19 protein-coding genes and 1 other RNA gene are annotated in these 20046 nt (G+C 62.1%); 16 read left to right on the top strand and 4 right to left on the bottom strand.

Going from position 1 to position 20046, the window contains the following annotated elements:
* Nucleotides 1–108: 108 nt before the first annotated feature.
* Complete coding sequence (locus QMK50_RS09290) at nucleotides 109–726, top strand: glutathione S-transferase N-terminal domain-containing protein (protein WP_095168949.1); 618 nt, start codon at nucleotides 109–111, stop codon at nucleotides 724–726.
* 16 nt (nucleotides 727–742) lie between these two features.
* A complete protein-coding gene (locus QMK50_RS09285; protein WP_095168948.1) occupies nucleotides 743–1156 on the top strand; it encodes a ClpXP protease specificity-enhancing factor in 414 nt (137 codons plus the stop codon).
* A gap of 111 nt (nucleotides 1157–1267) precedes the next feature.
* Here QMK50_RS09285 and QMK50_RS09280 read toward each other — a convergent pair whose 3' ends face one another.
* The 4 genes from QMK50_RS09280 to QMK50_RS09265 form a co-directional block, all read right to left on the bottom strand.
* The gene (locus QMK50_RS09280; protein ID WP_095168947.1) at nucleotides 1268–1846 is read right to left on the bottom strand and encodes a BON domain-containing protein; all 579 of its coding nucleotides are present in this window, start codon (nucleotides 1844–1846) and stop codon (nucleotides 1268–1270) included.
* A complete protein-coding gene (locus QMK50_RS09275; RefSeq protein ID WP_007904374.1) occupies nucleotides 1843–2436 on the bottom strand; it encodes a phosphoheptose isomerase in 594 nt (197 codons plus the stop codon). Before QMK50_RS09275 ends, QMK50_RS09280 begins: the two co-directional genes overlap by 4 nt.
* A gap of 101 nt (nucleotides 2437–2537) precedes the next feature.
* Nucleotides 2538–2900, bottom strand: a complete 363-nt coding sequence (locus QMK50_RS09270) for a YraN family protein (RefSeq protein WP_320332994.1) — start codon at nucleotides 2898–2900, stop codon at nucleotides 2538–2540.
* The gene (locus QMK50_RS09265; protein WP_159997897.1) at nucleotides 2900–4711 is read right to left on the bottom strand and encodes a penicillin-binding protein activator; all 1812 of its coding nucleotides are present in this window, start codon (nucleotides 4709–4711) and stop codon (nucleotides 2900–2902) included. The genes QMK50_RS09270 and QMK50_RS09265 overlap by 1 nt, the downstream gene beginning before the upstream one ends.
* 209 nt (nucleotides 4712–4920) lie before the next feature.
* Here QMK50_RS09265 and rsmI point away from each other — a divergent pair, with 209 nt between their 5' ends.
* The 14 genes from rsmI to QMK50_RS09195 all read left to right on the top strand — a co-directional run bounded on the left by rsmI (nucleotide 4921) and on the right by QMK50_RS09195 (nucleotide 20042).
* The gene (rsmI, locus tag QMK50_RS09260) at nucleotides 4921–5793 is read left to right on the top strand and encodes a 16S rRNA (cytidine(1402)-2'-O)-methyltransferase (RefSeq protein ID WP_095169036.1); all 873 of its coding nucleotides are present in this window, start codon (nucleotides 4921–4923) and stop codon (nucleotides 5791–5793) included.
* A gap of 75 nt (nucleotides 5794–5868) precedes the next feature.
* Nucleotides 5869–6222: RNase P RNA component class A (rnpB, locus tag QMK50_RS09255), an RNA gene on the top strand.
* Between the two features lie 454 nt (nucleotides 6223–6676).
* On the top strand, nucleotides 6677–7132 hold the full coding sequence (gene mraZ, locus QMK50_RS09250; RefSeq protein ID WP_019693566.1) for a division/cell wall cluster transcriptional repressor MraZ: 456 nt from the start codon (nucleotides 6677–6679) through the stop codon (nucleotides 7130–7132).
* Nucleotides 7129–8076, top strand: coding sequence for a 16S rRNA (cytosine(1402)-N(4))-methyltransferase RsmH (gene rsmH, locus QMK50_RS09245; RefSeq protein ID WP_413787295.1), 948 nt, complete (start codon nucleotides 7129–7131; stop codon nucleotides 8074–8076). The genes mraZ and rsmH overlap by 4 nt, the downstream gene beginning before the upstream one ends.
* On the top strand, nucleotides 8073–8366 hold the full coding sequence (ftsL, locus tag QMK50_RS09240; RefSeq protein WP_095168944.1) for a cell division protein FtsL: 294 nt from the start codon (nucleotides 8073–8075) through the stop codon (nucleotides 8364–8366). Before rsmH ends, ftsL begins: the two co-directional genes overlap by 4 nt.
* Nucleotides 8366–10105 (top strand): penicillin-binding protein 2, encoded by a 1740-nt coding sequence (locus QMK50_RS09235; protein ID WP_320334507.1) that lies wholly within the window; start codon nucleotides 8366–8368, stop codon nucleotides 10103–10105. Before ftsL ends, QMK50_RS09235 begins: the two co-directional genes overlap by 1 nt.
* Nucleotides 10105–11568 (top strand): UDP-N-acetylmuramoyl-L-alanyl-D-glutamate--2,6-diaminopimelate ligase, encoded by a 1464-nt coding sequence (locus QMK50_RS09230; RefSeq protein ID WP_159997893.1) that lies wholly within the window; start codon nucleotides 10105–10107, stop codon nucleotides 11566–11568. The genes QMK50_RS09235 and QMK50_RS09230 overlap by 1 nt, the downstream gene beginning before the upstream one ends.
* A complete protein-coding gene (locus QMK50_RS09225; protein WP_320332993.1) occupies nucleotides 11561–12928 on the top strand; it encodes a UDP-N-acetylmuramoyl-tripeptide--D-alanyl-D-alanine ligase in 1368 nt (455 codons plus the stop codon). Before QMK50_RS09230 ends, QMK50_RS09225 begins: the two co-directional genes overlap by 8 nt.
* Nucleotides 12928–14010, top strand: a complete 1083-nt coding sequence (mraY, locus tag QMK50_RS09220) for a phospho-N-acetylmuramoyl-pentapeptide-transferase (RefSeq protein WP_095168940.1) — start codon at nucleotides 12928–12930, stop codon at nucleotides 14008–14010. Before QMK50_RS09225 ends, mraY begins: the two co-directional genes overlap by 1 nt.
* Nucleotides 14011–14015: 5 nt before the next feature.
* Nucleotides 14016–15362, top strand: a complete 1347-nt coding sequence (gene murD, locus QMK50_RS09215; RefSeq protein WP_159997889.1) for a UDP-N-acetylmuramoyl-L-alanine--D-glutamate ligase — start codon at nucleotides 14016–14018, stop codon at nucleotides 15360–15362.
* Nucleotides 15359–16576: a putative lipid II flippase FtsW gene (gene ftsW / locus QMK50_RS09210; protein ID WP_159997887.1), complete on the top strand. Its 1218-nt coding sequence runs from the start codon at nucleotides 15359–15361 to the stop codon at nucleotides 16574–16576. The genes murD and ftsW overlap by 4 nt, the downstream gene beginning before the upstream one ends.
* Nucleotides 16566–17636 carry an undecaprenyldiphospho-muramoylpentapeptide beta-N-acetylglucosaminyltransferase gene (gene murG, locus QMK50_RS09205; RefSeq protein WP_159997885.1) on the top strand — a complete coding sequence of 357 codons (1071 nt, stop codon included), beginning with the start codon at nucleotides 16566–16568 and terminating at the stop codon, nucleotides 17634–17636. The genes ftsW and murG overlap by 11 nt, the downstream gene beginning before the upstream one ends.
* Nucleotides 17629–19089, top strand: coding sequence for a UDP-N-acetylmuramate--L-alanine ligase (gene murC, locus QMK50_RS09200; protein ID WP_095168936.1), 1461 nt, complete (start codon nucleotides 17629–17631; stop codon nucleotides 19087–19089). Before murG ends, murC begins: the two co-directional genes overlap by 8 nt.
* Nucleotides 19086–20042: a D-alanine--D-alanine ligase gene (locus QMK50_RS09195; protein ID WP_095168935.1), complete on the top strand. Its 957-nt coding sequence runs from the start codon at nucleotides 19086–19088 to the stop codon at nucleotides 20040–20042. The genes murC and QMK50_RS09195 overlap by 4 nt, the downstream gene beginning before the upstream one ends.
* The last annotated feature ends 4 nt before the right edge of the window (nucleotides 20043–20046 follow it).

Here is a 20046-nt window from a genome sequence, read left to right as displayed (position 1 = left end):
CGTCTCTGTAAACGTAACGAATCTGGTCATCCAGGCGTTACGGGAGACGCCCTCTGGGCGCGCTCGTTTTTCCGCTTTCAATAATTTCAACAAGCGAGGAGGACCGCCATGGGCGTGACCAACCGGTTGGCCTGTTACTCCGACCCCGCCGACCACTATTCCCACCGAGTGCGAATCGTACTGGCAGAGAAGGGTGTCAGCGCCGAGATCATCAGTGTGGAGGCGGGCCGTCAGCCGCCAAAGCTGATCGAAGTGAACCCTTACGGCAGCTTGCCCACCCTGGTCGATCGTGACCTGGCGTTGTGGGAGTCGACCGTGGTGATGGAATACCTGGATGAGCGTTATCCCCATCCACCTTTGCTGCCGGTTTATCCGGTGGCGCGGGCCAATAGCCGCCTGCTGATCCATCGCATCCAGCGTGACTGGTGTGGCCTGGTGGATCTGATCCTGGACTCACGGACCAAGGAGCCAGCACGCGTGCAGGCGCGCAAGGAACTGCGAGAGAGCCTCACGGGTGTCTCGCCGTTGTTCGCCGACAAGCCGTTTTTCCTCAGTGAGGAACAAAGTCTGGTGGATTGCTGCCTACTACCGATACTCTGGCGTTTGCCGATCCTGGGTATTGAACTGCCGCGGCCGGCCAAGCCGCTGCTTGATTATATGGAGCGCCAGTTTGCGCGTGAGGCATTCCAGGCGAGCCTGTCTGGTGTCGAACGCGATATGCGCTAAGGCTTAAGGAGCCGCTATGAACTCCAGTCGTCCTTATCTCGTCCGTGCGCTCTATGAGTGGATTGTCGATAACGATTGCACCCCGCACATGCTGGTCAACTCCGAGTTTCCTTCGGTGCAGGTGCCACAAGGTTTTGCCAGTGACGGACAGATTGTCCTGAACGTTTCGCCCGCTGCCGTGCGTCATCTGCACATGGATAACGATGCAGTGAGCTTTGAAGGTCGCTTCGGTGGTGTGCCGCACACCCTGTACGTGCCTATAGCTGCGATCCTGGGTATTTACGCTCGGGAGAATGGCCAGGGTATGGTGTTTGACTTGGAGTCGCCGGTAGAGGGCGAGGACGAGTTCGAGCCCGAAGATGATCTGCCGCCACCCGACAACGAGCCACCGCGCCCTAGCGGACGGCCAAGCTTGAAGGTGGTGAAGTAATAAAAAAGGCGATCCGAATGGATCGCCTTTTTTATTGCTGTAGGAGCCGAGCTTGCTCGCGATGGCATTTTCAAAGGCGCCATCGCAGCCGTGCTCCTGCAGGAGAGCGTGTCAGTCAATGTACTCAAACAGTTTCACGATCTTCTGCACCCCGGAAACGCCCTGCACCAGGTTGGTGGCCTGGGCCGCTTCCTGCTTGGTCAGTAAGCCCAGCAGGTAGACGATGCCGTTTTCAGTCACGACCTTGATGCGTGAGCCGGGAATGCTGGCGTCGGTGAGCATCTGGGTCTTGATCTTGGTGGTCAGCCAGGCGTCGTTGTTGCGTGCCAACAGTGACGAGGGTTGCATGACCTGCAGTTCGTTGTGCACCGTCTTGACCCGCTGCACAGCGGCAGCGGCCTGCTCGGCCTGGGCCTTGAGGTCGGCACGGGGCGTTTGCCCGGCCAGCAGCACCACGCCGTTGAAACTGGTGACGACGATGTGCGATTGGGTGTCCAGGTCCGGGTTGGCCTTGGCCACGTTCACGCCAACCTTGGTTTCGATCAACGAGTCGTCGATCTTGCTGCCGAAGGTGCGGGTGCCGCGGTCATCCTGAATGGGGCTTTCACGGCTGGCGTTCACCACCGAGGTGCATCCGCTGATGCCGAGGCACAGCGTCAGGGCCAGTAGGCCTAGGCGATTAGGGGTCATTCTTCACTCCCGAACAATTGGCTGTCGATCAAGTCGCAGAGGCAATGGATCGCCAGCAGGTGGACTTCCTGAATGCGTGCGGTGACGTTGGCCGGTACGCGAATCTCCACGTCTTCCGGCAATAGCAGCGACGCCATGCCGCCGCCATCGCGACCGGTCAATGCTACGACAATCATTTCGCGATCATGTGCGGCCTGGATCGCTTGAATTATGTTGGCCGAGTTGCCGCTGGTGGAAATCGCCAGCAGGACGTCTCCGGGTTGGCCCAGGGCGCGGATCTGCTTGGAGAAGATTTCGTTGTAGCTGTAGTCGTTGGCGATCGAGGTGATCGTCGAGCTGTCAGTGGTCAGGGCGATGGCCGGCAGGCTGGGGCGTTCGCGCTCGAAGCGGTTGAGCAGCTCGGAGGAAAAGTGCTGTGCGTCACCGGCCGAACCGCCGTTGCCACACGAGAGCATTTTGCCTTCGTTGAGCAGGGCGTTGACCATCACTTGGCTGGCTTGCTCGATGTGCGGTGCAAGTACGTCCATCGCCTGTTGCTTGGTATCGATACTGGCCTGAAAAAGCTGGCGAATTCGGGATTGCATGTCCATCTGTGTGACCTTAAGTGGCGCGGCCTGGTGGCACAGCAATGTGCGGCCCGCAAAGCAAAGAGCAAAAGTGTTGGGTGAAAATCGGTCCTGCCCGACAGCGGTCAGCTATCAAAGGCATTCCGTAGCCAGTTCAGATGCGCTGCAGTGCTGTCTATGGCAACCACATCAAAACGGCAGGGGGAGTCGGCCCAGCGTGACTCGCTCTGCAGGAAATACTGCGCGGCGAGTATCAGTTTTTGACGCTTGCGCGCATCGATACTGCCGAGCGCGCCACCCCATTGGGTGTTTTTTCTGTAGCGGACTTCGACGAATACTACTGTATCGCCGTCAAGCATGACCAGATCAAGCTCGCCGCGTTTACACAACCAGTTCTGCGCCAGCAGGCGCAGTCCCTGTTGCTGGAGATGCTGGAGCGCCTGGCTTTCAGCATCTCGACCGCTTTGCTGGCGTGACCTGTCGGGCATCAGCGCGGGGTGTCCGGCAGGCGTTGGACCTGGCCGTTGACGAATTGCGCCCAAGGCAGCTGGCGTTGAACCCGTTGCGTCGGGCTCATGCTCAGGTTGCCCGACTGGCCTTCGATGGTGCTGTCCGGCAGGGCCTTGAGTTGACCCAGGCGCGGGGCCAGGCGGTAGGCGTCGACGCCCATGGCGTACAGCCGACCCAGGCTGCTATTGGCTTGTGGCCATTGTGCAGTCACTTGCTGGCGCAGCGGGTCGCTGGTGTTGAGCAACCACGGGGTTTCGCAGAAGCGCACGCCGTTCATGTCGTTGTACTGGTTCTGGTCGCCACTGGCGCTGTACACGTGGGACGTGGCGTAGACCGGCACGTCACCCGCGTATTGGAAGTTCAGCGTGGGTTTGATCTGTTGCGCCTGTTGTGGGGTCGAGGCGAGGAAGATGAACTCGATGTCCTGGCGGCGCGACGGCTGTGCTGCGATCTGCGAGCCGACGGTGCTTTGCAGGCTCTTGGCGCGACCTTCGCTCTGGCGCAGTTGGAACAGGTCAGCGATCTGCTGGGCCAGCTGCACGGGTTGGTCTACACGTTCGACACCGATGATGCTGCCGCCATTGGCTTGCCAGTCCTGGCTGAAGGCCTTGAGGACGCGGTCGCCCCATTCGCCTTTAGGTACCAGTACCGCAGCGCGATGCAGGCCGTCGGCACGTGCGCGACGGGATACTTCGCGCGCCTCGTCCTCGGCCGCGAGGCCGAACTGGAACAGTTGGGCCGGGCCTTGCTCGCCTTCGCTGTAGTTCAGCGCCAGGGTGGTGATCGGCAGTTGAGGGCGCGCGTTGAGTTGCTTGACCAGGGGTTTTTCCAGCGGGCCGACTACCAGTTGCACGCCATCGGCTTGGGCCTTGCGATAGAAGTCGTCCAGCGAGGTCAGGCGCGAGCTGTCATAGAACTCGATGGCGGGTGGGTTCTGTCCGGCCTGTTGGGCCTGGTAGTGAGCAGCCATGAAACCTTCGCGCAGGGCCTTGGCCACCGAGGCCAGCGGGCCTTCCTGGGGCAGCAGCAGGGCGATCTTGCCGAGCGGCTGGCTGGCCAGTTGCTTGAGTTGGGTCAGTGGCAGTGGCAACTGCAGGGCGGCAGGGTGTTTCGGGTGCTGGGCTTTCCAGTTGTCGATGGCGGCCTGTTGCAGTTCCAGGGTGCCGGCGGTTTTTACCGCCACGGCCAGGCTCATCCAGCCGCCGAGCACGTCGTCGGTGATCGGTTGCAACTGGTCGGTGGGCAGCGAGGCAATCAGTGCCCAGATCGCCTCGTGGTTCTTGTTCGCGGCTTCGCCTTCGAGCATCGGCGCGATGGCAATTCGCTCGCGGGCGGCGGCCAGCGTCTGGCCGTCGGCTTCGAGGGCGCGGGCACGCACGGTGCCGGTGCGAACCTGTTGCTCGTCCGGCAATTCGCTCAGGCGCTGCAGGCTTGGGTGGCTCAGGGCGGTCAGTGCCGCCTTGGGCTGGTTGCGGGTCATCGCCAGTTCGGCGGCCAGGGTGCTGGCATAGACCTGTTGGCCCGGCTTGAGCGTTTCCAGCGGAACCTGTTGCAGGATTTGCGCGGACTGGCCGGCGTTACCCTGGCGATACGCCAGGTCGGCCGCGCTCAGGCGCAGCAGGGCAGCCTTTTCCGGATTGGTGCTGGTGGCAGCCTGTTCGAGCAGTTGCTCGATACTGGCATCGGCCGTCCGTGGAAGGTCGCCAAGGCTGGACGAGGGCGAGCTGGCGCAAGCCGCCAACAGGGCAGCGAGGCAGAGGGCAGTGAACAGCCGCAGGCAAGCGATCATGTAAGTGTTCCTGATACTCGATCAAATTAGCGTGGAATTGTACCCAAGCACTGGCCGGGGCGCGATGTTACTGGCGTGAATCGTGCAATTTAGGTCGTGTAAATGTTGCCGTGCTCACGAAAAGGTAGTGCGTCCTGATGACAGTGGTGCGCATCCAGCGGGCTTCTACGCGCTACAATGGCGCTTTTACCGATCATGAGGTGTGCGCTTTGACTGCTCCAGGTGCTTTGAATTCCGCTGCTGGCTCGCTTTATGTGGTGGCGACGCCCATCGGCAACCTGGATGACATCAGTGCCCGCGCGCTGAAGATCTTGCGTGAGGTGGCGTTGATCGCCGCCGAAGACACGCGCCACTCCCTGCGGTTGCTGCAACATTTCGGCATCGCTACGCCCCTGGCGGCTTGTCACGAACACAACGAACGCGACGAAGGCAGTCGCTTCATCACGCGGTTGCTGGCCGGTGACAATGTTGCGCTGATTTCCGATGCCGGCACGCCGCTGATTTCCGATCCGGGTTATCACTTGGTGCGCCAGGCACGCGCTGCCGGTATCAATGTAGTCCCGGTTCCCGGGGCGTGCGCGCTGATCGCCGCATTGTCGGCGGCGGGATTGCCGTCCGACCGGTTTATCTTCGAAGGTTTCCTGCCGGCCAAGGCCGTTGGCCGGCGCGCGCGCCTGGAGTCCATCAAGGAAGAGCCGCGGACCCTGATCTTCTATGAGGCGCCTCACCGGATCCTCGAATGCCTGCAGGACATGGAGCTGGTGTTCGGCCCCGAGCGGCCAGCCTTGTTGGCGCGCGAGCTGACCAAGACCTTCGAGACCCTTAAGGGTCTGCCCCTGGCCGAGCTGCGTGCGTTCGTCGAGGGCGACAGCAATCAGCAGCGTGGCGAGTGCGTGGTGCTGGTGGCGGGCTGGACCGCGCCAGAGACTGAGGAGGCGGTCAGCAGCGAGGCCATGCGCATCCTCAATCTGTTGCTCGAGGAGATGCCGCTCAAGCGTGCCGCAGCATTGGCGGCGCAAATTACCGGTGAGCGCAAGAATGTGCTCTATCAAGTGGCCCTGGAAAAACAGAAGGGCGAGTAAGAGCGGGGCCTGCAGAGCGGCAAAAGGCTTTTATTGCTTGTTCTTCGGGCGCTGTGCCGTTAACCTTCGCGGCGGAGAGTCGATTGGACAGTCGCTGCCCTCTATGAAAATTAGGGGGGGGAGGAAAGTCCGGGCTCCATAGGGCGAAGTGCCAGGTAATGCCTGGGAGGCGTGAGCCTACGGAAAGTGCCACAGAAAATAACCGCCTAAGCGCTTCGGTGCCGGTAAGGGTGAAAAGGTGCGGTAAGAGCGCACCGCACGACTGGCAACAGTTCGTGGCTAGGTAAACCCCACTTGGAGCAAGACCAAATAGGGTCCCAAGGCGTGGCCCGCGCTGGGACCGGGTAGGTTGCTAAAGGTGTCCAGTGATGGCCATCGTAGACGAATGACTGTTCAAGACAGAACCCGGCTTATAGATCGACTCTCCACCTTTTTTTCGCTTTTGTGCTTGAATCACCGGCACAGGGGCTTGGTATTATCGGTTCACCGCCCGCAGCATGTTGTGGGCACGTGTTACTTGATATCGATATGCCATCATCTCGTTTGACCCCCTTGTAGAGGCGCGCGTGTAGTAGCAATTACCCACCCTGCTGAATCAATAGCAGAAGCGCTTTCGTAATACCGAAAAAATCTTACTCTTAACAAATTACTTTAACTTCTGAACGTAGCCTCCTGCGCTGCTTCAAGTTATTGAGCTGAGTCATCCGCCAAATACTCGTAACCCCTTCTTTTGTACCGCTAAATCTCCGATCTGTAAGGGTTTTCCTTTACTGCGCGCCTTGACGGTGCGGTAGGCGCATTCCTATAGTGTGCGCAAGTGGCGGAAAGTGGCATGAAGTGGGTTTTTTGAGCGTAAAACGCTAGAATTTGGAGAAACGCTGACGTGTTTCGCGGAGCTAACGCTATCAGTCTCGATGCAAAAGGCCGTCTCGCTATGCCGAGCCGGTATCGTGACGAGTTGGTTTCGCGTAGTTCCGGGCAACTGATCGTGACCATTGATGCGGTTGATCCTTGTTTGTGTGTTTACCCCCTCGATGAGTGGGAGCTGATTGAAACCAAACTGCGCGCACTGCCTTCGCTTCGCGAAGAGAACCGTCGCCTGCAACGTTTGCTGATTGGTAATGCCGTCGACCTCGAACTCGACGGCAGTGGTCGTTTTCTGGTTCCGCCGCGTCTGCGTGAATATGCCAAGTTGGATAAGCGCGCGATGTTGGTAGGCCAACTGAACAAGTTCCAATTGTGGGACGAGGATGCCTGGGATGCAGTGTCTGCTGCTGACCTGGCTGCTATTCAACAACCGGGCGCTATGCCTGATGAACTGCGTGATTTGATCCTGTGACTATTGATAGCGGCTTTAACCACATCACCGTACTGCTTGACGAAGCCGTCGAGGCTCTCGCCGTACGCCCTGATGGTTGCTATCTCGATGGCACGTTCGGGCGCGGCGGCCACAGCCGCCTGATACTCAGCCAGCTCGGTTCTGATGGCCGGTTGCTGGGGTTTGACAAAGATCCTCAAGCGATTGCCACCGGGCAAACGCTAGCGGCCGAAGACGGCCGCTTTGTCGTTGTGCAGCGCAGCTTTGCCGAACTGGGTTCGGAAGTTGCCGAGCGCGGCCTGGCCGGCAAGGTCAGCGGTGTGCTGCTCGACCTGGGCGTGTCTTCGCCCCAGCTAGACGACCCTGAGCGTGGCTTCAGCTTCCTCAATGACGGCCCCCTGGACATGCGCATGGACCCGTCCCGCGGGATCAGTGCTGCCGAGTTCGTCAACACCGCGCCCGTCGAAGAAATCGCCCGGGTGTTCAAGGAATATGGCGAAGAACGTTTCTCCGGGCGCATGGCCCGTGCCGTGGCTGAGCGTCGCGACATCAAGCCGTTCGAGCGCACTGGTGACCTGGCAGAAGTGCTGAAAGTCGCCAACCCGGCGTGGGAAAAAGGTAAGAACCCAGCTACCCGTGCCTTCCAGGGCCTGCGAATTCACGTCAACAATGAACTGGGCGATCTCGAAGCCGGCCTCGAAGCAGCACTCGAGGCGCTGGAAATCGGCGGCCGCCTGGTAGTGATCAGCTTCCACTCGCTGGAAGATCGCATCGTCAAGCTGTTCATGCGCAAACTGGTCAAGGGTGAAACCGACAACCTGCCGCGCAACCTGCCGGTACGTTTCGAAGCCTTTGTGCCGAAAATCAAAGTCCATGGCAAAGCGCAGTTCGCCGGCGAAGCCGAACTCAAAGCCAACCCACGTTCCCGTAGCGCTGTCATGCGTGTCGCGGAGAAGCTGCGGTGAGCAAGCTTTTCGCCAAGCCTCTTCCAGGCGGCAGCTTTATCATGCTGCTGCTGTTTATCGGCGTGCTGGTTTCCGCGATCGCGGTGTCCTACAGCGCCCACTGGAATCGGCAATTGCTCAACTCGTTGTACGGCGAGTTGAGTGTGCGCGACAAGGCGCAGGCGGAGTGGGGGCGGTTGATTCTCGAGCAGAGCACCTGGACCGCTCATAGCCGTATTGAAGTGCTGGCCACCGAACAACTGAAGATGCGCATTCCCGGCGCGGCAGAAGTGCGGATGGTGGCGCCATGATGAAACTCGAGGGGGCACTCTTTCCGTGGCGGTTTCGCTTGGTCGTGGGCTTGCTCGGGATCATGGTGGCGGCGATTGCCTGGCGCATCATTGACTTGCAAGTGGTCGACCGTGCCTTCCTCAAGGGCCAGGGTGACGCGCGTAGCATGCGGCACATCCCGATTCCCGCGCACCGTGGCCTGATCACCGACCGTAACGGCGAGCCTTTGGCGGTCAGTACTCCGGTCACCACCCTGTGGGCCAACGCCAAGGAAATGCAGAGCGCCAAGGACCGCTGGCCGGCCCTGGCTGCCGCATTGGGCCAGGACCCGCGTGCGCTGACCGAGCGCCTGGAAGCCCAGGCCAATAAAGAATTCATCTACCTGGTGCGCGGCCTGACGCCGGAGCAAGGCCAGGTGGTGCTCGACCTGAAAGTGCCTGGCGTCTATGGCATCGAAGAGTTCCGGCGCTTCTACCCGGCCGGGGAAGTCACCGCCCACATGGTCGGCTTTACCGATATCGACGACCATGGCCGCGAAGGCGTGGAGCTGGCCTATGACGAATGGCTGGCCGGGGTCCCCGGTAAACGCCAGGTCATCAAGGACCGGCGCGGCAGACTGATCAAAGATGTCCAGGTCACCAAAAACGCCAAGGCCGGCAAGCCCTTGGCGTTGTCGATTGACCTGCGCCTGCAATACCTGGCCAACCGCGAACTGCGCAACGCGATCATCGAGAACGGTGCCAAGGCCGGCAGCCTGGTGATCATGGACGTCAAGTCCGGCGAGATCCTGGCCATGGTCAACCAGCCGACCTACAACCCGAACAACCGTCGCAACCTGCAGCCGGCGATGATGCGTAACCGCGCGATGATCGACGTGTTCGAGCCGGGCTCGACCATGAAGGCCATCTCCATGAGTGCCGCCCTGGAAACCGGGCGCTGGAAGCCGAGTGACCGGGTCGAGGTCTATCCGGGCACCCTGCAACTGGGCAAGTACACCATTCGTGACGTGTCCAAGAGCGAAGGCCCGGTGCTCGATCTGACCGGGATCCTGATCAACTCCAGTAACGTGGGCATGAGCAAGATCGCCTTCGATATTGGCGGCGAGACTATTTTTCGCCTGGCTCAGAAGATCGGCCTGGGCCAGGACACTGGCCTGGGCTTCCCGGGCGAGCGCGTCGGCAACCTGCCCAACTACCGCGAATGGCGCAAGGCCGAGACGGCCACGCTGTCGTACGGCTACGGTCTGTCGGTCACCGCGATCCAGCTGGTCCACGCGTTCTCGGCATTGGCCAACAACGGCCGTATCGCACCCCTGACCCTGGTCAAGACCGACAAGCTGCCGCAAACCACCCAGGTGATCCCGGAAGACGTCGCCAAGACCATGCAGGGCATGCTGCAGCAAGTGATCGAGGCGCCGCGCGGAGTATTCCGTGCGCAGGTTCCGGCCTATCACGTGGCCGGCAAGTCCGGTACTGCGCGTAAGACCTCCGCAGGTCTCAAGGGCTACGCCGTCAATTCCTACCGCTCGCTGTTTGCCGGTTTCGGCCCGATGAGCGACCCGCGTTTTGCCATCGTCGTGGTGATCGATGAACCGAGCAAGGCCGGCTACTTCGGTGGCCTGGTTTCGGCACCGGTGTTCAGCAAAGTGATGTCGGGCACCCTGCGCCTGATGAACATCTCGCCGGATAACCTGCCGCCGACCCAGCAAGCCAATGCCACCCCGGCGATCCCACTCAAAGCCAACGGAGGGCGCGGCTGATGTCTCTGAGCCTGAACAAGATTTTCGCCCATGCCGGCCGCGACCTGTTGATTCGCGAACTGGCCCTGGACAGCCGCAATGTGCGCGCCGGGGACCTGTTCCTCGCAGTGCCTGGCGGCAAGTTCGATGGCCGTGCGCATATCGCCGATGCCCTGCAACGCGGTGCGGCAGCCGTGGCCTATGAAGTCGAAGGGGCGACCGTCCTGCCGATTACCGATGTGCCGCTGATCCCGGTCAAAGGCCTGGCCGCGCAACTGTCGGACATCGCTGGACGCTTCTATGGTGACCCGAGCCGGCATCTGAACCTGGTCGGTGTCACCGGCACCAACGGCAAAACCAGTGTGACCCAGTTGGTTGCCCAGGCCCTCGATTTGCTCGGCCAGCACTGCGGCATCGTCGGCACCCTGGGCAGTGGCTTCTACGGCGCGCTGCAAAGCGGCCTGCACACCACACCCAACCCGATCGACATGCAAGCCACCCTGGCCGACCTGAAAAAGGCCGGTGCCAAGGCGGTGGCCATGGAAGTTTCTTCCCACGGCCTGGATCAGGGACGCGTCAGCGCGCTGGCCTTCGACGTGGCAGTGATGACCAACCTGTCCCGCGATCACCTGGACTATCACGGCACCATGCAGGCCTATGGTGAAGCCAAGGCCAAGTTGTTCGCCTGGAATGACCTGAAGTGCCGGGTGGTCAACCTCGACGACGAATTCGGTCGCCAACTGGCCGCCGACAAGGGCGAATCGCGCCTGATCACCTACAGCCTGGAAGACGCCAGCGCCTACCTGTATTGCCGCGAAGCGCAGTTCGACGACGAGGGTGTGCGTGCCACGCTGGTAACGCCTCAGGGCGAACACCATTTGCGCAGCGCCTTGCTCGGTCGTTTTAACCTGAGCAACGTGCTGGCCGCGGTCGGTGCCTTGCTCGGCCTGGACTATGCGCTGGACGAAATCCTCCGTGTGCTGCCCAAGCTCGAAGGCCCGGCCGGTCGCATGCAGCGCCTGGGTGGCGGCACCCAGCCATTGGTAGTGGTCGACTACGCCCATACCCCCGACGCCCTGGAAAAAGTCCTGCTGGCCCTGCGTCCCCACGCCAAGGGTCAGTTGTTGTGCCTGTTCGGCTGCGGCGGCGATCGCGATCGTGGCAAGCGTCCGCTGATGGCCGAAGTGGTCGAGCGCCTGGCCGATGGCGTGCTGGTGACCGATGACAACCCGCGCAGCGAAGACCCACTGCAGATTTTCGACGACATCCGCGCCGGTTTCAGCGCGGTAGATAACGTACGTTTTGTCGCCGGTCGTGGCCAGGCGATTGCCGAAATTGTTGCTGGCGCCAGCGCCGATGACGTGATCGTCCTGGCTGGCAAAGGTCATGAGGACTATCAGGAAATCAATGGCCAACGCCATGCCTTCTCTGACCTGGTGGAGGCCGATCGCGCCTTGACCGCCTGGGAGGTGAGCCATGCTTAAGGCCCTGCAATTGAGCGAAGTGGCGGGTCCATTGGGTGGCCGTCTGGTTACTACCGACAGCCGCTTCGAGGGCGTGAGCATCGACAGCCGGGCCATCGTGCCGGGCCAACTGTTCGTGGCCCTGGCCGGTCCGCGTTTCGACGGGCACGACTACCTCAACGAAGTGGCCGGCAAAGGTGCGGTCGCAGCCTTGGTCGAGCGTGCAGTGGCCAACGCCACCTTGCCGCAACTGCTGGTCAAGGACACTCGGCAGGCCCTGGGTCAACTGGGCGCCCTGAACCGTGCGGCCTTTACCAAGCCGGTCGCGGCAATCACCGGTTCCAGCGGCAAGACCACGGTCAAGGAAATGCTCGCGAGCATCCTGCGCACCCGCGGTCCGGTGCTGGCGACCCGTGGCAACCTGAACAACGACCTCGGCGTGCCCCTGACCCTGCTGGAACTGGCGGCCGAACACAGTGCTGCGGTGATCGAGCTGGGCGCCTCGCGCATCGGCGAGATCGCCTACACCGTGGCCATGACCAAGCCCCACGTAGCCGTGCTCAACAATGCCGGGACCGCCCACGTCGGTGAGTTCGGCGGGCCGGAAAAAATCGTCGAGGCCAAGGGCGAGATTCTCGAAGGGCTGGACGCCGATGGCGTCGCCGTACTGAACCTCGACGACAAGGCATTCGCCATCTGGAAGGCCCGCGCAGCCGGGCGCCAGGTGCTGACCTTCGCCCTGCACGACAGCCAGGCCGACTTCCATGCCAGTGACCTGGATCGCGACGCACGGGGCTGCCCGTCCTTCAAACTGCACAGTCCGCTGGGTGTCGAGCACGTCCAGTTGAATCTGCTGGGCACCCACAACGTGGCCAACGCCCTGGCGGCCGCCGCCGCTGCCCACGCCCTCGGGGTGTCGCTGTTCGGCATCGTCACCGGCCTGAACGCCGTGCAACCGGTCAAGGGACGCGCGGTGGCGCAACTGGCGAGCAATGGCATGCGGGTCATTGATGATTCTTACAACGCAAACCCCACCTCGATGTGCGCTGCGGTTGATATACTTGCCGGCTTTTCCGGCCGCACCGTCCTGGTGCTCGGAGATATCGGCGAGTTGGGCGAGTGGGCGGAGCAGGGGCACCGCGAAGTTGGCGCGTATGCCAGCGGCAAGGTTTCTGCACTTTACGCCGTAGGGCCGTTGATGGCGCATGCCGTCGCCGCCTTCGGTGAACAGGCCCGTCACTTTGCCACTCAGGCCGACCTGATTGCGGCGCTGGGCGCCGAACACGATTCAAACACCACTATTTTGATCAAGGGCTCGCGCAGCGCGGCGATGGAAAACATCGTTGCGGCTCTGTGCGGTTCGAGCGGGGAGAAACATTAATGCTGCTGCTGCTAGCGGAGTATCTGCAACAGTTCTACAAAGGCTTCGCGGTCTTCCAGTACCTGACCCTGCGCGGGATTCTGGGTGTACTGACCGCGCTGTCGCTGTCGCTGTGCTTCGGGCCGTGGATGATCCGCACCCTGCAGAATCGTCAGATTGGCCAATCGGTACGTAACGACGGACCGCAATCGCACCTGTCCAAATCCGGCACCCCGACCATGGGTGGCGCGCTGATCCTGTCCGCCATTGGCGTCAGCACCCTGCTGTGGGCCGACCTGACCAACCGTTATGTCTGGGTCGTGCTGCTGGTGACCCTGCTGTTCGGCGCCATCGGCTGGGTCGACGACTACCGCAAAGTCATCGAGAAGAACTCCCGTGGCTTGCCGAGCCGCTGGAAGTACTTCTGGCAGTCGGTGTTTGGCCTGGGCGCGGCGATCTTCCTTTATATGACGGCCGCCAGCCCGGTGGAAACCACCCTGATCCTGCCGATGCTCAAGGACTACAGCATTCCGCTGGGTGCCGGCTTCATCGTCCTGACCTACTTCGTGATCGTCGGCTCCAGCAACGCCGTCAACCTGACCGATGGCCTCGATGGCCTGGCGATCATGCCGACCGTGATGGTCGGCGGCGCCCTGGGGATCTTCTGCTACCTGTCGGGTAACGTGAAATTCGCCGAATACCTGTTGATCCCTTATGTCCCGGGCGCGGGTGAACTGATTGTGTTCTGCGGCGCGCTGATTGGTGCCGGCCTGGGCTTCCTGTGGTTCAACACCTACCCGGCGCAAGTGTTCATGGGCGACGTCGGCGCATTGGCGTTGGGCGCGGCCCTGGGCACCATCGCAGTGATCGTGCGCCAGGAAATCGTGCTGTTCATCATGGGCGGCGTGTTCGTGATGGAAACCCTGTCGGTGGTGATCCAGGTCGCGTCCTTCAAGCTGACCGGTCGCCGGGTGTTTCGCATGGCGCCGATCCACCACCACTTTGAACTCAAGGGCTGGCCCGAGCCACGCGTGATCGTCCGATTCTGGATCATCACCGTGATTCTCGTGCTGTTCGGCCTTGCCACCCTGAAGCTGAGGTAGAACGAGTGTCTCTGATCGCTTCTGACCACTTCCGCATCGTTGTCGGCCTCGGCAAGAGCGGCATGTCCCTGGTTCGCTTCCTGGCGAACCGGGGCGTGGCGTTCGCTGTGGCTGACACGCGGGACAATCCACCGGAGCTGGTCACGCTGCGCCGTGACTACCCGCACGTGGAAGTGCGTTGTGGCGAGCTGGATGTCGAGTTCCTGTGCCGTGCCGACGAGCTCTACGTGAGCCCCGGCCTGGCGCTGGCTACACCAGCCCTGCAGGCGGCGGCTGCCCGTGGCGTGAAACTGTCCGGTGACATCGAGCTGTTCGCGCGTAACGCGAAAGCGCCGATCGTCGCCATCAGCGGCTCCAACGCGAAAAGCACGGTGACCACCCTGGTCGGCGACATGGCGGCTGCGGCCGGCAAGCGTGTGGCCGTGGGCGGCAACCTCGGAACGCCGGCGCTCGACCTGCTGAGCGACGATGTCGAGCTGTACGTGATGGAGTTGTCCAGCTTCCAGCTCGAAACCACCGATCACCTGGGCGCTGAAGTGGCCACCGTGCTCAACGTCAGCGAAGACCACATGGACCGCTACAGCGGCCTGCCAGCCTATCACCTGGCCAAGCACCGGATCTTCCGCGGCGCGCGGCAAGTGGTGGTCAACCGCCAGGACGCCCTGAGCCGGCCGCTGATGGGCGAGGGCCTGCCGTGCTGGACCTTCGGCCTCGGCAAACCTGACTTCAAGGCCTTTGGCCTGCGTGAAGAGAACGGCGAGAAATACCTGGCCTTCGAATTCACCAACCTGATGCCGGTGCGCGAGCTGAAAATCCGTGGCGCCCACAACCAGTCCAACGCCCTCGCGGCCTTGGCGCTGGGGCACGCCGTCGGCCTGCCGTTCGACGCCATGCTCGCCACCCTGCGTACCTTCGCCGGCCTCGAGCACCGCTGCCAGTGGGTGCGTGACCTGGACGGCGTGAGCTACTACAACGACTCCAAGGCCACCAACGTCGGTGCCGCCCTGGCGGCGATCGAAGGCCTGGGCGCCGACATCGACGGCAAACTCGTGCTGATTGCCGGCGGCGATGGCAAGGGCGCCGAATTCAAGGACCTGCGTGATCCGGTCGCGGCGAATTGCCGTGCGGTGGTGTTGATGGGCCGTGACAGCGAACTGATCGGCCAGGCCATCGGCGACGGTGTACCGCAGATTCGCGTCAACTCGCTGCTCGAAGCGGTCGCACAATGCCGCGCCGTGGCCCAGCCCGGTGACGCCGTGCTGTTGTCGCCGGCCTGCGCCAGTTTCGACATGTTCAAGAACTACGAAGAGCGTGGGCACCTGTTCGCCCAGGCCGTGGAGGACTTGGCATGAACTTGAGAAACATCATCAAGCCTTACCCGTCGCCGATCATCACCGGACGCGGTATCGACCTCGACTTCCCGATGCTCGCCGGGTGCCTGGCGCTGATCGGCCTGGGGCTGGTGATGATTGCATCGGCCTCCACTGAAGTGGCAGCCGTGCAGTCGGGCAGCGCCCTGTATTACATGATTCGCCACCTGATCTACGTCCTGCTTGGCCTTGGGGCCTGCATCGTCACCATGATGATTCCGATCGCCACCTGGCAACGCCTGGGCTGGCTGATGCTGATTGGTGCGTTCGGCCTGCTGGTGATGGTGATCATCCCGGGGATCGGCCGCGAAGTGAACGGCTCGATGCGCTGGATCGGCTTCAGTTTCTTCAACGTCCAGCCTTCGGAAATCGCCAAGGTGTTCGTGGTGATCTACCTCGCCGGTTACCTGGTGCGCCGGCAAAAAGAAGTGCGTGAAAGCTGGATGGGCTTCTTCAAGCCGTTCATCGTGCTGCTGCCGATGGCGGGCCTGTTGCTGATGGAACCGGACTTCGGGGCCACCGTGGTGATGATGGGCGCGGCGGCAGCGATGCTGTTCCTTGGCGGGGTCGGGCTGTTCCGCTTCTCCCTGATGGTGGTCCTGGCCGTGGCGGCCGTGGTGCTGTTGATTCAGGTGCAGCCGTATCGAATGGCGCGTCTGACCAACTTTGCTGACCCATGGGCCGATCAGTTCGGCGCCGGTTACCAGCTGTCCCAGGCCCTGATCGCGTTTGGTCGCGGCGAGTGGCTGGGGGTTGGCCTGGGCAACAGCGTGCAGAAGCAGTTCTACCTGCCGGAAGCCCACACCGACTTCGTGTTCTCGGTCCTGGCCGAGGAGCTGGGTGCCATTGGCTCGCTGTTCACCGTCGCACTGTTCACCTTTGTCTGCATCCGCGGCATGTACATCGGTTATTGGGCCGAGAAGTCCAAGCAGTTCTTCGCCGCCTACATCGCCTACGGCTTGTCGTTCCTGTGGATTGGTCAGTTCCTGATCAACATCGGGGTGAACGTCGGCCTGCTGCCAACCAAGGGCCTGACCTTGCCGTTCCTCAGCTATGGCGGCAGCTCGCTGGTGATCTGCTGTGCGTGCCTGGGGCTGTTGCTGCGTATCGAGTGGGAGAGTCGGACCCACCTGGGCAGCGAAGAGATGGAGTTCAAGGAGAGTGATTTTGCCGAGGAGCCAACCCATGGGCGCTAACGTGCTGATCATGGCGGGCGGCACCGGTGGCCACGTGTTCCCGGCACTGGCCTGCGCCCGCGAGTTCCAGGCGCGCGGCTACACCGTGCACTGGCTCGGCACGCCCCGTGGCATCGAAAACGAGCTGGTACCCAATGCGGGCCTGCCGTTGCACCTGATCAACGTCAGTGGCCTGCGCGGCAAGAGCAAGTTGTCCCTGCTCAAGGCACCTTTTGTGCTGCTCAAGGCGGTGTTCCAGGCGCGGGCGATCATTCGTCAGCTGAAGCCGGTGTGTGTCCTTGGTTTTGGCGGGTATGTCACCGGCCCTGGTGGCGTAGCAGCCAGGTTGGCCGGCGTGCCGGTGATCGTTCACGAACAGAATGCCGTGGCCGGTACCGCCAATCGGTTGCTGGTGCCCTTGGCCGCGCGAGTCTGCGAAGCTTTCCCGGACACCTTTGCTGCCCGTGGCAGCCGGCGGACCACCGGTAACCCGGTGCGCGCCGAGTTGTTCCTCGATACGCCGCGCCCGGCCCTGGCCGGACGCCAGGCGCGTTTGCTGGTCCTGGGCGGAAGCCTGGGGGCAGAACCCTTGAACAAATTGCTGCCTGAAGCCCTGTCGCAGGTTCCCGTCGAACTGCGCCCGGAAGTGTTCCACCAGGCTGGCAAAAACCACGATGAAGTGACTGCCGAGCGCTACCGCGCTGCCGGTGTCGAGGCGCAAGTGCAGCCGTTCATCAAAGACATGGCCCAAGCCTACGGCTGGGCCGACCTGGTGGTCTGTCGCGCAGGTGCGCTGACTGTCAGTGAGCTGGCTGCTGCCGGTCTGCCCTCGATGCTGGTGCCTCTGCCCCACGCGATCGACGATCACCAGACCCGCAATGCCGATTATTTGGCTCGTGAAGGCGCTGCCTTCCTGATGCCGCAAAGAACGACCGGCGCCGCAGAACTGGCTGCGCGCCTGACCGAGGTCCTGATGCAACCACAACGACTCAACGACATGGCTGGCGCAGCTCGTCGCCTGGCCAAACCGAATGCCACCCGTAACGTGGTCGATATCTGCCTGGAGGTGGTTCATGGTTGAGAATCAGAAAGCCATGCCGCAGCCGGAAATGCGCCGTATCCGTCGTATCCACTTCGTCGGCATCGGCGGTGTGGGCATGTGCGGGATCGCCGAAGTGTTGCTGAACCTGGGCTATGAAGTGTCCGGTTCCGACCTCAAGGCTTCCCCCGTGACGGAGCGCCTGGAATCCTTTGGTGCACAGATTTTCCTCGGCCACCGCGCCGAGAACGCCGCGAATGCCGATGTACTGGTGGTCTCCAGTGCCGTGAACACCTCCAACCCGGAAGTGGCGACCGCGCTCGAGCGCCGTATCCCAGTGGTGCCGCGTGCTGAAATGCTGGCCGAGCTGATGCGCTATCGCCACGGCATCGCCGTCGCCGGTACCCATGGCAAAACCACCACCACCAGCCTGATCGCCTCGGTGTTCGCCGCCGGTGGCCTGGACCCGACCTTCGTCATCGGTGGCCGCCTGAATGCAGCAGGTACCAATGCCCAGCTCGGCACCAGCCGCTACCTGATCGCCGAAGCCGATGAAAGCGACGCCAGTTTCCTGCACCTGCAGCCGCTGGTGGCCGTGGTCACCAACATCGACGCCGACCACATGGCGACCTACGACGGCGACTTCAACAAGTTGAAGAAAACCTTCGTCGAGTTCCTGCACAACCTGCCGTTCTACGGTCTGGCGGTGGTGTGCCTGGACGATCCGGTGGTTCGCGAGATCCTGCCGCAGGTCAAGCGCCCAACCGTCACCTACGGTTTCAGCGAAGACGCCGACGTGCGCGCAATCAATGTTCGCCAGCAGGGCATGCAGACCTTCTTCACCGTGCTGCGCCCTGATCGCGAGCCGCTGGATGTGTCGGTGAACATGCCGGGCAACCACAACGTGCTCAACTCCCTGGCGACCATCTGTATCGCCACTGACGAAGGCGTCAGCGATGAAGCCATCGTCCAGGGCCTGTCGGGCTTCCAGGGTGTCGGCCGCCGCTTCCAGGTCTACGGCGAGCTGCCGGTCGAAGGCGGCAGCGTGATGCTGGTGGACGACTACGGCCACCATCCGACCGAAGTGGCCGCGGTGATCCAGGCTGTGCGTGGTGGCTGGCCGGAGCGTCGCCTGGTGATGGTCTACCAGCCGCACCGTTACAGCCGCACTCGTGACCTGTATGACGACTTCGTCAATGTATTGGCCGATGCCAACGTGCTGCTGCTGATGGAAGTCTATCCGGCCGGCGAAGAGCCGATCCCGGGCGCCGACAGCCGCAAGCTGTGCAACAGCATTCGCCAGCGCGGCCAGCTTGACCCGATCTACATCGAGCGTGGCGTCGACCTCGCGCCGCTGGTCAAGCCGTTGCTGCGTGCCGGTGACATCCTTCTGTGCCAGGGCGCCGGTGATATCGGTGGCCTTGCACCCAAATTGTTGAAAAGTTCGTTGTTCGCAGGCGCCGTTGCCGCGCCTAGCGAGGGGAAGTTGAAATGACTGCAGCCTACGCCAACCTGTTCTCGACTATCGCCCCGCAAGACTTCGGGCGTGTCGCCGTGCTGTTCGGTGGCAAGAGCGCCGAACGCGAAGTCTCGCTGAAATCCGGCAATGCGGTGCTCAGTGCCCTGCAGAGCGCCGGTGTGGATGCGTTCGGGATCGACGTCGGTGACGACTTCCTGCAGCGCCTGCTCGATGAAAAGATCGACCGTGCGTTCATCATTCTCCACGGTCGTGGCGGTGAAGACGGCAGCATGCAAGGCCTGCTCGAGTGCCTGGGCATTCCGTACACCGGCAGCGGCATCCTCGCTTCAGCCCTGGCCATGGACAAACTGCGCACCAAGCAGGTCTGGCACACCTTGGGTATTCCGACCCCGCGTCACGCCGTGCTGAGCAGCGAAGCAGATTGTATTTCGGCAGCGACGGAACTGGGCTTCCCTTTGATCGTCAAACCGGCGCATGAAGGTTCAAGTATCGGTATGGCCAAAGTGACATCAGCGTCTGAATTGACCGACGCCTGGAAAGCGGCCAGTACCTACGATTCGCAAGTGTTGGTCGAGCAATGGATTCAAGGTCCGGAGTTCACCATCGCCACGCTGCGCGACCAGGTGTTGCCGCCGATCGCCCTGGGTACGCCGCACACTTTCTACGACTACGACGCCAAGTACCTGGCTTCCGATACCCAGTACCGGATCCCGTGTGGCCTCGACAGTGCCAAGGAACAAGAACTCATGGACCTTACGGCGAAAGCCTGTGAGGCGCTGGGTATCGCCGGTTGGGGACGGGCTGACGTGATGCAGGACGCCGAAGGGCAGTTCTGGTTCCTCGAAGTCAACACCGCACCGGGCATGACCGATCACAGCCTGGTGCCGATGGCGGCCCGGGCAGCCGGCCTGGATTTCCAACAGTTGGTGTTGGCGATCCTGGCTGCAAGCATTGAGCCGCGAGGGTAAGTCC

Origin of the sequence: Pseudomonas sp. P5_152, from assembly GCF_033989915.1 — a bacterium.
Lineage (GTDB): Bacteria > Pseudomonadota > Gammaproteobacteria > Pseudomonadales > Pseudomonadaceae > Aquipseudomonas.
The sequence above is the reverse complement of the archived record's forward strand: the minus strand, read 5'-3'. Positions and strand labels throughout refer to the sequence as shown.